This window comes from Eoetvoesiella caeni, from assembly GCF_003315175.1.
Taxonomy (GTDB): Bacteria; Pseudomonadota; Gammaproteobacteria; order Burkholderiales; family Burkholderiaceae_B; genus Eoetvoesia; species Eoetvoesia caeni.
The window spans coordinates 22,942-35,911 of sequence record NZ_QNRQ01000006.1 but is presented as its reverse complement, the minus strand read 5'-3'; the positions used below and the strand labels follow the sequence as shown (position 1 = coordinate 35,911).

General features: G+C 59.7%; 9 protein-coding genes. 6 read left to right on the top strand and 3 right to left on the bottom strand.

The window, feature by feature from the left end:
• The first annotated feature begins 88 nt into the window (after window positions 1–88).
• Window positions 89–433, top strand: a complete 345-nt coding sequence (locus DFR37_RS12220; RefSeq protein WP_113933799.1) for an acyl-CoA thioesterase — start codon at window positions 89–91, stop codon at window positions 431–433.
• A gap of 15 nt (window positions 434–448) precedes the next feature.
• Window positions 449–1,927 carry a magnesium transporter gene (mgtE, locus tag DFR37_RS12215; protein WP_113933524.1) on the top strand — a complete coding sequence of 493 codons (1,479 nt, stop codon included), beginning with the start codon at window positions 449–451 and terminating at the stop codon, window positions 1,925–1,927.
• A 571-nt stretch (window positions 1,928–2,498) separates the two neighbouring features.
• Here mgtE and secA read toward each other — a convergent pair.
• Window positions 2,499–5,228, bottom strand: coding sequence for a preprotein translocase subunit SecA (secA, locus tag DFR37_RS12210; RefSeq protein ID WP_113933523.1), 2,730 nt, complete (start codon window positions 5,226–5,228; stop codon window positions 2,499–2,501).
• A gap of 98 nt (window positions 5,229–5,326) precedes the next feature.
• Entirely contained in the window at window positions 5,327–6,304 is a 978-nt protein-coding gene (locus DFR37_RS12205; RefSeq protein ID WP_242341827.1) for a M23 family metallopeptidase, read from the bottom strand.
• Window positions 6,305–6,342: 38 nt separating this feature from the next.
• Between DFR37_RS12205 and DFR37_RS12200 the strand changes: the two genes are divergently transcribed.
• Complete coding sequence (locus tag DFR37_RS12200; RefSeq protein ID WP_113933522.1) at window positions 6,343–6,828, top strand: DciA family protein; 486 nt, start codon at window positions 6,343–6,345, stop codon at window positions 6,826–6,828.
• Between the two features lie 57 nt (window positions 6,829–6,885).
• On the opposite strand, the gene lpxC is transcribed toward DFR37_RS12200, so the two are convergent.
• Window positions 6,886–7,809 (bottom strand): UDP-3-O-acyl-N-acetylglucosamine deacetylase, encoded by a 924-nt coding sequence (lpxC, locus tag DFR37_RS12195; protein WP_113933521.1) that lies wholly within the window; start codon window positions 7,807–7,809, stop codon window positions 6,886–6,888.
• 245 nt (window positions 7,810–8,054) lie between these two features.
• Here lpxC and DFR37_RS12190 point away from each other — a divergent pair, with 245 nt between their 5' ends.
• The 3 genes from DFR37_RS12190 to DFR37_RS12180 are packed head-to-tail and all read left to right on the top strand — an operon-like array spanning window position 8,055 to window position 12,924.
• Entirely contained in the window at window positions 8,055–11,114 is a 3,060-nt protein-coding gene (locus tag DFR37_RS12190) for a xanthine dehydrogenase family protein molybdopterin-binding subunit (protein WP_113933520.1), read from the top strand.
• Window positions 11,111–11,665 carry a (2Fe-2S)-binding protein gene (locus tag DFR37_RS12185; RefSeq protein ID WP_113933519.1) on the top strand — a complete coding sequence of 185 codons (555 nt, stop codon included), beginning with the start codon at window positions 11,111–11,113 and terminating at the stop codon, window positions 11,663–11,665. The genes DFR37_RS12190 and DFR37_RS12185 overlap by 4 nt, the downstream gene beginning before the upstream one ends.
• Entirely contained in the window at window positions 11,662–12,924 is a 1,263-nt protein-coding gene (locus DFR37_RS12180; protein WP_113933518.1) for a c-type cytochrome, read from the top strand. Before DFR37_RS12185 ends, DFR37_RS12180 begins: the two co-directional genes overlap by 4 nt.
• Window positions 12,925–12,970 lie beyond the last annotated feature (46 nt).

Below are 12,970 nucleotides of genomic sequence, written 5' to 3'. Positions count from 1 at the left end.
CGCAAGCCAAACCTCTGGAGCTGCTATCGTGGACGCAGAAGCCCCAAAAACCTCGCTGCCGCCCAGCCGGCACGCCATTTTGCGCGTCATGCCCCAACCGTCGGACGCCAACATCCATGGCGACGTTTTCGGCGGCTGGATCATGTCGCAAGCCGACATCGCGGCCTCGGTTCCCGCCGCCCGGCGCGCCAACGGCCGCGTTGTCACGGTTGCGGTCAACGCCTTCACCTTTAAACAGCCGGTATTCGTCGGCGACCTGGTCAGCTTCTATGCGCAGATCGTAAAAACCGGCAAGACCTCGGTTACCGTCTTCGTCGAAGTCTACGCCGAACGCCAGCACATGCAGTCCGACGTCGTTAAAGTCACCGAAGCCACTTTCACCTACGTCGCCACCGACGATACGCGCAGGCCCAGCCCCCTGCCCGTAATTTAATCAAGGTTTTTGCCCATGCAGGATACCCAAGCCGTGCCGGAAAACGAGCCTATCATCATCCCGCGCCGGCTGGACCCCGAAGACGCACAGCAGGCGCTGCAAAAGCTGCAAACCATCCTCAAGCGCCAAGAGGTCGTCGAAGCCCTGGCCAAACGCCAGAACGAAGACGAAGAGCGTTCGAACCTGCTCGAAGGCATGCTGCTGCGCCAGCACGAAAACGAGATCAAGGCCATTGTCAACGACCTGCACCCGTCCGACATCGCCTTCATCCTTGAATCGCTGCCCGTTGTAGAACGGCAGGCCGTCTGGCAACTGGTCAACGCCGAACACGACGCCGACGTGCTGCTTGAAGTCGACGACTGGGCTCGCGAGTCGCTCATCGAGTCCATGGACCACCAGGACCTGGTGGCGGCCACCGGCACCATGGACGCCGATGAAATCGCCGACCTGGCAGCCGATCTGCCGCCCGACGTCATCGCCGAAGTGCAAAAAGGCCTGACCGACGAAGAGCGCGCGCAGCTCATCGAAGCCATGGGCTACCCCGAAGACACCGTCGGCGCCATCATGGACTTCGAAATGGTGCGCGTGCGCGACGACGTCTCGCTCGAGGTCGTATTGCGGTATCTGCGCCGCCTGCATGAACTGCCCGACCACACCGACCAGATCTTCGTCGTCGACCGCCAGGACAAGCTGCTGGGCACCCTGGCCCTTTCCCGGCTGCTCGTCAGCGAACCCGAAGTCCAGGTCGCCCAGGTAATGACCACCGACTACCTGGCGCTGCACCCGCTGGACTCCGACGCCGACGCCGCCGGCGCATTCGAGCGCTACGATCTCGTTTCCGCCCCTGTCGTGGACGACCAGGGCCGCCTGATAGGCCGCGTCACCATCGCCGAAGTGGTCGACGTCATCCAGGAAGACTCCCAGGAACAAGCCTTGTCGCGCGCCGGTCTGCAAGAAGAAGACATGTTCGCCCCCATCCTGGACGCCATGAAAAACCGCGGCCCCTGGCTGCTGGTCAACCTGTGCACCGCCTCCATCGCCTCCTTCGTCGCCTCCCGCTTCGAAGAAACCGTCAGCCACATCGTCATCCTGGCCTTCCTCATGTCCATCGTCGCCGGCATCGGCGGCAACTCCGGCAACCAGACCATGACCATGATCATCCGCGCCATGGCCGTCGGACGCATCAGCGGCGCCAACGCCTGGCAACTGGTCCGGCGCGAAGCCTCCGTCACCCTGCTGGTCGGCCTGTGCGGCAGCGTCATCACCGCCGGCTTCGCCCGCTTCATCTCCGACTCCTGGGCCATTGCCGCCGTCATGATGATAGCCATGATAGGCAATATGCTTATCGGCGCCACCCTGGGCGTCCTGATCCCCATCCTGCGCGACCGCTTCGGCAAAGACCCCGCCATGGGCTCCTCCGTCCTCCTGACCTTCGCCACCGACACCCTCGGCTTCTTCCTATTCCTGGGCCTAGCCTCCGTTTTCCTGATTTAAAGCGGCGGAATCCCCCACGCGGAGCCTTCAGCTCAGCCGATTTCGCAACAGCAACAAGCAGCGCCGCCAGGCCGTTTAGCTAAACTGATTTTGCGAAGTCGGAGCAAACCACCGCGCCTGCCACTTCCGGCAGGCCCACGTGCCCGTCAGCGCATAGGCATTCAACGATTGCCAATTCACGAAGCCGACTCCAATCCACAAGAGTGGCCAACCATCCCCCACGCGAGGCCGTTTTCGCTCAGCTGATTTTGCGAAGTTGGAGCAAGCCGCGCCATCGGCCGTTTTCGGGATGCAAGTGAGCATCCGTTCAAGCGCGGCGTTTACGAACAGCCGGGGGCTGTTCGTTCGCGCGCGTTATGCGAACGCCCGAAAACGGCCGATGGCGCGGGTAGCCCCGGCACAGCCGGGCCGCAGCGACCTGAGCAAAATCAGCTGAGCGAAAACGGCCGCTTAAAAACCCAAAACACGGCCGAATAGGAGAAGGCATGCAACCCGGAGTTGCAATAAAAAAAAGGCCAGATGCATTGCATCCAGCCCCTTTTAAACTTAGCCAATAAAAGCTAATCCAGCATCACCCCAGCTTCCCATGGCAATGCTTGTACTTCTTTCCGCTGCCGCAAGGACAAGGATCGTTGCGCCCCACCTTCGGCACCGCCGCGGCCGCGGCCGCATCGGCGATTCCAGGATCCGCGCCGCTCAGCGCCGCATCGTAATCCGAATGATGGTACTTCACATTGTCCAGATTCGCCTGCTCCTGCTCCGGCACCTCGACCTGCTCGGCCGACTGAATTTTCACCGTCATCAACAACCTGACCACATCATTGCGAATACGATCCAGCATGTCCGAAAACAGCTCGAAAGCCTCGCGCTTATATTCCTGCTTCGGATCCTTCTGTGCATAACCGCGCAAATGTATACCCTGGCGCAGATGGTCCAGCGCCAGCAAATGACTGCGCCATTGCGTGTCGATCGACTGCAGCAGCACCGAACGCTCGAACGGCGCCCAGTTTTCCTGGCCCACAAGATCGACCTTGGACTGATACAAACGATTGGCCTCGGCCACCACCCGCTCATGCAGGTCGTCGTCGGTCAAGTTCGGCTCTTTCTCGAGCATCTCGACCAAAGGCAGTTCAATTTGCCAATCCGATTCCAGCAAAGCCTGAAGCGCGGGAACATCCCACTGCTCTTCCATCGAATGCTCGGGAATATACGCCCGGAACAACTCGGAAATCGCCGCAACACGCAAACTGCCAATAGTTTCTGAAACGTCGGACGACTCCAGCACCTCGTTGCGCTGGGCATACAAGACCTTGCGCTGATCGTTGGCGACATCGTCGTATTCCAGCAGTTGCTTGCGCATATCGAAGTTGCGCGCCTCGACCTTGCGCTGCGCCGACTCGATAGAGCGCGACACCATCTTGGCCTCGATTGGCTCGCCCTCGGGCAAACGCAGCCGCTCCATGATGGCGCGAACGCGATCACCGGCGAAAATCCGCATCAGCGAATCCTCAAGCGACAGATAAAAACGCGAAGAACCCGGATCGCCCTGCCGGCCAGCACGGCCTCGCAACTGATTATCGATGCGGCGCGACTCATGCCGCTCGGTTCCAATAATGCGCAAACCGCCCGCGGCCTTGACCGCCTCGTTGGCCGGAGCCCAGCCTTCCTTGACCTTCTCGATAAGCGCCGCTTTCTCTTCGGCCGCGATGCTGGCGTCCGCTCGTATCAGGTCGATTTGCTTTTCAACGCTGCCGCCCAGCACGATATCGGTACCGCGGCCGGCCATATTGGTGGCAATCGTGATATGGCCGGGCTTGCCGGCCTCTGCCACGATCTCGGCTTCGCGCGCATGCTGCTTGGCATTCAGGACTTCGTGCGGCAAGCCTTCTTTCTGCAGCAAGCCCGACAACAGCTCGGAGTTCTCGATACTGGTCGTACCCACCAGCACCGGCTGGCCACGCTTATGGCAGTCGGCGATATCCGCCTTGATGGCGTTGTACTTTTCGTGATCGGTCTTGAACACCTGGTCGTTCTGGTCGATACGCGCCATCGGACGATTTGTCGGAACGATGACTGTCTCGAGACTGTAGATTTCCTGGAACTCGAAGGCCTCGGTGTCGGCCGTACCCGTCATGCCCGCAAGCTTGTCGTACATGCGGAAGTAATTTTGAAAGGTAATCGACGCCAGGGTCTGGTTTTCGTTTTGAATGCGAACGCCTTCCTTGGCCTCGACCGCCTGGTGCAGGCCGTCGGACCAGCGCCGTCCCGCCATCAACCGGCCGGTGAACTCGTCGACAATGACCACTTCGTCGTTCTGCACCACGTATTGCTGGTCGCGAAAGAAAAGGTTATGCGCACGCAATGCCACCATAAGATGGTGAATCAGCGAAATATGGCGCGGGTCGTACAGGGACTCGCCCGCGGGCAACAGGCTGATGTTGGCCAGGATCTGCTCGGCCTTGGTCATGCCGGCCTCGGACAAATGCACCTGCTGGCCTTTTTCGTCGACCCAGAAGTCACCCTCGGGCTCGGGTTCGTGAGGCTTGGGCTCGCCCGCCATGCGCTGCATCATCGGCGGCACGATATTCATGCGGATGTACAGATCGGTATTGTCTTCGGCCTGGCCCGAAATAATAAGCGGCGTACGGGCTTCGTCGATAAGAATCGAGTCGACTTCGTCGACAATCGCATAAGACAATTGGCGTTGGCGGCGGTCTTCCGCGCGGTATTCCATGTTGTCGCGCAAATAGTCGAAACCGTATTCGTTGTTCGTGCCGTAGGTTATGTCGGCCGCATAGGCAGCTATTTTTTCTTCGTTTTCTTGCTGCGGGACGACAACGCCCACCGACATGCCCAGGAAGCCGTACAGCCGGCCCATCCATTCGGCGTCGCGCCGGGCCAGATAGTCGTTGACGGTCACGACGTGCACGCCCTTGCCCGACAAGGCGTTCAAGTAGACGCTTAGCGTTGCCATCAAGGTCTTGCCTTCGCCCGTACGCATTTCGGCGATTTGGCCGTTATGCAAGGCAATCGCACCCAGCATCTGGACATCGAAATGACGCATGCCGAACACTCTTTTGCTGGCCTCGCGAACCACCGCAAACGCCTCGGGCAGCATGGCATCAAGCGAAGTACCGGCCTGGAAACGCTGACGGAACTCGTCGGTCTTGGCCTTTAGCTGCTCGTCGGACAAAGCAGCCATACCCGGCTCGAGCGCATTGATTTGCTCGACCTGTTTGCGATACTGCTTAAGTATCCGGTCGTTACGGCTGCCGATAAGCTTTTTTAGCAAAGAAACCATTCTTGTGTCGATTCTGCGAGCACAGCGGCCTGCGGCCAGCTACCCAGCGCATTTATTATTTGAGGTTGGCGGCAAATGCCGCAGGAAAACGAGACAGTTTAACGCACCTCGGGCAAGATGGCTTCAACTTGTTTCGAAGCGTCTACAACCATACTGGGCGGGGCTTCTTGCTTGGCCAGGAACAAAGTGGGATCCAGCGGATGGCCTGCCATCCGCACCTCGAAATGCAGGTGTGGGCCTGTAGACCGGCCCGTACTGCCCACATTGGCAATCAACTGGCCTTTCTCGACGATGTCGCCCACCGCGACATTCAGCTTGGAAGCGTGGGCATAACGCGTTACCAGTCCGTTGCCGTGCGTAATCTCGACCATTTTTCCGTATCCCGAAATGGAGCGCGCCTCGGTAACCACGCCGCCGGACGCGGCCCGGATGGGCGTGCCCCTGGGAGCGGCAAAGTCCAGCCCTTCGTGCATGACATGCCGGCCGGTAACTGGATTGCGGCGCCAGCCGAACGACGAGCTTAAATATGGATAATTGACAGGCGTGTAGGTGGGCAGGCTGGCCTCGACGCCGGCCCTGCGCGTCAGTGCAACATCAAGCATGGCAAGGCGGTCTTTTTGCCGGGCTGCCTGTTGCTGCAGGGAGTCAAGTTCGCGCCCCAACCCTTCAGCGGAACCGAAAGCCGCGTCATCGGGGGTAATATAGTCCATGACCTGAGCCGAGGCATCGACGATGCCTGCCTGGATTTCGGGGTCGGTGTACGACAGCCCCGCCACCTTGGCCACACGCTTGCTGAGCCCTTCCAGTTCGATAAGCCGGGCCTGCAAGTCGCCAACCTTCGAGGCCAGCAGGTCGACATTGCCGCGAATATAGTTGGAGTCGCGCGTTGCCAAGTCGTTGATGGCTTGCTCTTGCACTACGCTTAGCGTTGCGGGCTGGCTTACGCGGCCCTGCACCCATGCGCCGGCCGCCGCCGCGGCTCCTAGCCCGGCAATGGCGAATACTGCAGCCAGGGACAGCTTGAGCCCCTTGGCGCTGGAATCGCCGGACGGTCCTTTCGAAAATACAATTCTCACTACATAATTCCTTACTTACTATACTTATTAAGCGCCGCATGCCCCAGATACCAGGACGATTCGTCAATAAACGCAAATCGGTCAGCCACACACTGACGGACTGGTTGAGCAGCGACCAGCAGGGGGCCAATGTTCTTACGACAGCCCGCATGCTGCTGTCGATAGAGCAAGCGGCAAAAAAGGTTTTGCCGCCGGCGCTGGCGCAAGTTTGCAGGGTAGCCCGTATAGACAGACAACAAATCACGCTGGCAGTTCCCAGCGCGGCCTATGCGGCGCGACTGCGGCAATTGGCTCCCCGCATAATTCAGCTATTGGCGGAAAGTGGATGGAACCTTAACGAAATTAGCGTGAAGGTTCAAGCTGGTTTATTGCAAAACCAGACAAAAACGACACGCCCCAAAGAGACCGTGCCTTTGGATAGTGGCGCATTGCATGCCTTTGAAGAATTGCGCAACAATCTTGCGCCGGGGCCTTTGGCGGACGCCGTAAGCCGCTTGCTTGTCCGCCACCGAGAAGGCGGTTGACCGCAAATCCTGGGCATATTCTAACGCAAACTCGTTTAAAAGCCCCTTAAAGGGCTGTTACGCAAATTTCCATTCGTTAGCGAAGGCCTTGGGCGCCGCGGCAGCGGATTCGAACGTAACAATTTCCCAGGAGTCCTGGGCGGCCAGCAATGCACGCGCAAGCTGGTTGTTCAGGCCATGGCCCGACTTGCACGCCACGTACTTGGCTATCAAGGGCTTGCCCAGCAGATAAAGGTCGCCGATGGCATCAAGGATCTTGTGCTTGACGAACTCGTCGTCATAACGCAAGCCATCGGAATTGAGCACGCGGTATTCGTCCATGACGATAGCGTTGTCCAGGCTGCCTCCACGCGCCAGGCCGGCGGCGCGCAAGGCCTCGACCTCGCTGACGAACCCGAAGGTACGGGCGCGGGCGATGGTTTTGACGTATGAGTCGCGGGCAAAGTCGACTTCGGCAAAATTGGCCGTGGAGTTGATGGCGGGATGGTGGAAGTCGATGGCAAACGACAAGGCAAAGCCGTCGTAAGGCTCAAGACGCGCCCATTTGATGTCCTCGCCTTCGCCCTCTTGCACCTCGATGGTTTTAAGCACCTTGATGAACTGCTTGGCGGCTGGCTGTTCAAGCAGGCCGGCCGAGCGCAGCAAATACACAAAAGTACCCGCGCTGCCGTCCATAATGGGCACTTCTTCGGCGGTCAGGTCGATATGCAGATTGTCGATACCCAGCCCGGACAGCGCCGACATCAAATGCTCGACCGTCGAAACCCGAACATCGCCCTTTTGCAAAACCGACGCCATGCGCGTACCGCCCACAGCCGCTGCTTGTGCGGGCAGGTCGACCACCTGAGGCAGGTCGACGCGATGAAACACAATACCGGTGTTGGGGTCGGCGGGACGGAGCGTGATCTCGACTCGACGGCCAGAATGAAGCCCCACACCTTTTGTGCTGATCGCTTTTTGAATGGTGCGCTGACGTAACATAAACTGTGATGAGTTCCTGGAGGAGCTAAGCTGAAATTAAGGCAATATAGCCTAGCATTGTAACAAACTCGCGGTCCTATCCTTCGCTTATTTTAACGCAGGCGGCCAGGAACTAATATAGGATGGAATGCTACTCTGTCCAAGCATCCGCCGGGCGCCCCCTGCGCGGGTGTCATGTTCCTTTCGGGCTTGATTTTTGCTGGCCCGCATGGCCCATTAATCGTCATACGCAGTCAGGAATCTCTATGTCCCGTACCAGCCTATCACGTCGTCGATTTCTTCAGGCAAGCAGCCTTGCCGGCATCACCGTCTATATTGCTCCGTTCGGGTCCACGGCTTATGCAGCCCTGTTCGATCAGCGGGTGCTTACTCCCGTGCGCTGGGACCCGGCAACCGGCAAGGCGCAGTTTCGTGTGGATGGCATCGCCAAGGTAAGCGGGGCCAAAGTCTTTGCCCGCGACATACGGGCACGCGACCTGCCCAATTGGCCAGAACAGCAAAGCCACGCGCTGATTCTTCGCGCTGCGCGGGCCGACGCTGTCTACCAAGGCTTCGACTTGACCAGGCTGGGCCAGGACCTGAAGCCCGACAAGATCGTGACCGCAGCCGAGCTGCAGCGCGACGGCATTGCCTTTACGGAATTTTATGGCGACGACATGCTATTGCCGACAGGCAAGACGCCCGCCTATCTGGGCCACGCTGTCGCCATACTGATTTTCCATGATTTCGCGCGCTTCCGGCTGGCCAAGGACGCACTCCAATTCCAGACAGACGTCATCAAATACGGCAACCAGACAGGGCCCTTGCAGCGCGACCCATGGGGCAACTTTCGATATGTACGGGTAGGCGGCAAGGATGGGTACGCCGAGGATGTCTTCTCCAGCCTTAAAGACGCGCCGATATTTCCGAGCCAGATGCGCAAACATCTTCCCGTCTGGCCCGACGGCAAGAATCACGGCGACATCGGGCAGGAAGGCATGCACTTCGCCCAACAAATCCAGCACGAACTGGACAACCCGCCCGAAGGCTGGCTGGTCTTGAAGCGCAAGTTCACATCGCAGTCGACCGACACCGCGGCACTGGAGCCCGATAACGCCAACTGCTGGCATGATGCTGCGACGCAGACCATGCACCTGGTAGTGCCCACGCAGTCGCCCAGCGAAGTGGCGGCCACGGCGGCCGCCATGCTGGCCAAGACGCATTTCAACGTCAAGACATTGGTCATGCATCCTTGCTACACCGTCGGCTATGGGTCCAAAGACCATTGCAATATGCCGTTCTACGGCATGGTGTGCGCCCTATATTCAGACGGCAAGCCGGTACGGATCGCCAATGACCGCTATGAACAGTTCCAGACATCGCTCAAGCGCCATGCCTTCGATATGGACTATACGATCGCAGTAGACCGCAAATCGGGCCTGATCCAGTGCTGTGCTGCCCAGTTTGTGGCCAATGGGGGCGGCCGAAGCAATTTCTCTCCTTCCGTCGCCATGGTGGCGGCCACCGCTGCACAGTCCATCTACTACCTGCCCAAGTCCGACTTTACTGCCCGGGCCGACGCCACGCGGGCGATCGACGCCGGCTCTGCCCGAGGCTACGGCACCTTGCAATCCATGGCCGCCACCGAAATGCTGGTTGACGAACTTGCGCACGAACTGGGTCTGGACCCCATTGAATTCAGGCTGCGCAATGTACTGAAAACCGGCATGAAGAACACCCAGGGCGCAATCCCCGCGGGCGCTGTGCGCGCCGACGAGGTTCTGCAGCGCGCACAGCAACATCCTGTCTGGCGCGATCGAGAGAAACGCAAAGCCGAATTTGAAGCGCGCGATCCGGCGCGCCTCTATGGTGTCGGGTTCGCATGCGTGCAAAAGGACTTCGGAACAGGCGCGGAATCATCGCTTGCCAAGGTAGAACTCAGTCCCGAGGGCAAGGTGTTGTTGCGGCACTCCGGTACGGAAATCGGAACCGGCATGAGCACCTCGCAGGCCCTGGCCTGCGCGCGCTGGCTGGGAGAACCGGCCACCGACTTGGGATTCGCCATCACCGACTGGCCCGATCTTCCCATGACCTCCAGCGGCGATCCATATCTGATGAGCCAGGAAGACCAGGACAAGCTGTCTGCCGATCCAACATGGACGCCCGCGTATGCCTCGCCTGCCAGCGCATCGAACTCGGCATTCTATTACACCCATACTACGCGGGAAGCTTGCCGCATTATCTTCGATCACGGCCTGTGGCCTGCCGCCGTGGCAATCTGGAGTCACGGGATAGGCGGCGGACAGGCGGCGCCCTACTCACTGCGCCGCGAAGACGCGCGGTGGGAAAACGGCCTGTTGACCGCCAATGGCATGCAAGGCCTAAGCTTGAAACAGCTGGCGGCCAAAGCGCATGAGATCGGAGCCGTAGTCGGCGCCGCCGTCCATGGCTTTAACCGCTGGCAATGGACCGAGGCCGACTTCAATATCAAAGGTACACAAGTTCGCCTGCCTCTTGATGGGCTGGCGCTGTGCTTTGGAAGCCCATCCTCCGGCACGCCGGGGCAAATGCCGTCCAGGCCGGGCGCAGCCGGCAGCGCCGCCACGCCCAACACGCGTCAATACACTGGAGATCACGACGAAAATGGCGGGCATGGCCCCGACGCGGGCGGCAACGCCGAAACAGGCTCCAATGCCAAGCCGGACGGCTCGGCTGGCACGGCACCGAACTCCGCCGCCAGCAGCAACAAGCCCGGCGTCGCCACGATAGACGCAGGAGCCAATACAAAACTTGGCACGACCCGCAAAAGCATGGGCCGCTATCAGTTCACCCCCCGCAGCGCAGTCTATTATCCGCCGGTCCAACGCAATAATGCCGCCGTCACGTATTACTCGGCCATGGCGACGCTGGCCGAGGTCGCGGTGCATCGCGACAACGGACAGGTGCAACTATTGAATCATCACTCAGTTCTCGAGTGCGGAACACTGATCTCTCCGGAATTGGTCTCGGGCCAGATACAAGGCGGCATTGCCATGGGCATAGGCCACGCTTTATACGAACACCTGCCTTTGTATGAAGACGGGCCCGGCGACGGGACCTGGAATTTCAATCGCTTTCACGTGCCGCTGGCCAAGGAAGTGGCCTTGTGGACCCAGACCGCCGAGATACTGCCGCCCTTGTCCGAGACGGATCCACCGAAGGGCATGGCTGAAGTGGCCATGATTCCGATCGTCGCCGCCATCGTGAACGGCATTACCCATGCCACGGGGCACAGGTTCCGCTCCCTGCCCGTTACGGCCGAGACAATCCAGGAGGCGCTGGCATGAGCATCAAGACAATTACAGTTTCCATGACGATCAACGGAGCCGCTGCAGGGCCCTTCGATGTGCCCGAAAGCCTGATGATGATCGATTTGCTGCACGAATATGCAAATCTTACGGGAACGCGACTGGGCTGCGGCCAGGGCATCTGCCGCGCCTGCGTCGTCATACTGGACAACGACAACGGCCGCAGCGAAGAGATCCGCACATGCATCACCGGAGCCGCCTACTTCAACGGCCGCAAGATCCGCACAGTCGAGGCCCACGCCACGCGCAACGAGGCCGGCGAAGTCACAGGCTTGTCCACCGTTCAACAAAAGTTTCTTGAAAACTACGGCTTTCAATGCGGCTATTGCACGCCGGGATTCGTCAATGCCGCTACGGTGCTGATCGAACGACTGAAGCGCGAACCGATAGAAGCCAGCCAGATCGAGACCGTGGTCACCGATAGCTTGAACGACCATATCTGCCGCTGCACGGGGTATGTCAGATACCACCAAGCCATGAAAGAAGCCATCCTGGCGACGCCTGGGCTAATTAAAGGAGCGCACACATGAAAGCCAGAATAGCCGTAGGCGGCGTGATCCTGGTGGCGGCAGTCGTTGGCGTCGTCGTATTGTCGGGCCTGCTTGATCCGCGTTACGAGACCTCGGCCGTCGACCAGGCGGCACCGTCGCAAGAGCTCATTGCCAAAGGAAAATATCTGGCCAAGGCCGGCGACTGCACTGCGTGCCACACCAGCAAGGCCGGCGCCCAGTTTGCCGGCGGAGTTCCCATCCCCACACCGTTCGGAACAATCTACGGAACCAACATCACGCCGGACAAGCAATACGGGATAGGAAACTGGACGTCGGCGGATTTTTACAAGGCCTTGCACGATGGCCTTGCGCCGGATCATCCCTTGTATCCGGCCATGCCTTACACCACATACCGCGGCGTGACGCGCGAGGACAGCGACGCCATCTTCGCGTACTTGCAAAGCATACGGCCCGTCGCGGTGCCGAACCGGGACAACGAAGTGTCCTTCCCCTTCAACTTGCGCCCCTTGCTGCGCGGGTGGAACCTGCTTTTCCTGAAAGACACTTTGCCAGATGTTTCCGCAGGGAACTCAGCGGAATGGGTGCGAGGCCGCTACGTCACCAATTCGCTGGGACACTGCACGGAATGCCATACGCCGCGCGGCAAATTTGGCCAGTTGAAGCTGCATGACAGTCTTCAAGGCGGTAATCTGGGCGGTATCGTCGGCCCGGATATCACGCCCGACGCGCTGGCGGCGCGCGGCTGGAGTCCCCAGGCGCTGCAACAATTCCTGGCCCAGGGCATTGCGCCGCAAGGCTCCGCCTATGGCGAAATGTTCGATGCCTTCCATCACAGCACCCAATATCTGACCGAGTCGGACAACAAAGCCATGGTCCGGTACCTGACCGGAGATAAACCAGCCGAGCCAGTGCCTTTTACGCCAAGCGCCGCAATCGGCCAGGATCAGTCTACGGGGCGGCGGCACTACCTTGCCCTGTGCGCGGGCTGCCATGCGGCAAACGGGCAGGGAAAGCCGAATGTGACTGTCGCGTTGGCGGGAAACTCCACCGTCAGAAACGATGATCCCAACAATCTGGTCCTGGTCATGCTGCATGGGATCACAGCCAAGCAGTTCCCCGGAAATCAAGCACGCCAAGACATGCCGGGCTTTGCCAACAGTCTGGACGACAAGCAGATGGCCGAGCTGGCCAACTACCTGCGAACCAGTTTCGGCGGCCTTAAGGGTAATGTGCAACCAGCGGATGTACAGGCATTGCGCGCAAAGAAAGCGCCATAGAAACACGAACGCACGCTCTCCCGGGGAAAGGAAAGCGTGCGTGCCT

Bases quoted from the DNA above. Each gene is read 5' to 3' on its own strand.
- DFR37_RS12220 (WP_113933799.1), top strand. From the start codon at position 89: ATGCCCCAACCGTCGGACGCCAACATCCATGGCGACGTTTTCGGCGGC.
- mgtE (WP_113933524.1), top strand. From the start codon at position 449: ATGCAGGATACCCAAGCCGTGCCGGAAAACGAGCCTATCATCATCCCG.
- secA (WP_113933523.1), bottom strand. From the start codon at position 5,228: ATGGTTTCTTTGCTAAAAAAGCTTATCGGCAGCCGTAACGACCGGATA.
- DFR37_RS12200 (WP_113933522.1), top strand. From the start codon at position 6,343: ATGCCCCAGATACCAGGACGATTCGTCAATAAACGCAAATCGGTCAGC.
- lpxC (WP_113933521.1), bottom strand. From the start codon at position 7,809: ATGTTACGTCAGCGCACCATTCAAAAAGCGATCAGCACAAAAGGTGTG.
- DFR37_RS12190 (WP_113933520.1), top strand. From the start codon at position 8,055: ATGTCCCGTACCAGCCTATCACGTCGTCGATTTCTTCAGGCAAGCAGC.
- DFR37_RS12185 (WP_113933519.1), top strand. From the start codon at position 11,111: ATGAGCATCAAGACAATTACAGTTTCCATGACGATCAACGGAGCCGCT.
- DFR37_RS12180 (WP_113933518.1), top strand. From the start codon at position 11,662: ATGAAAGCCAGAATAGCCGTAGGCGGCGTGATCCTGGTGGCGGCAGTC.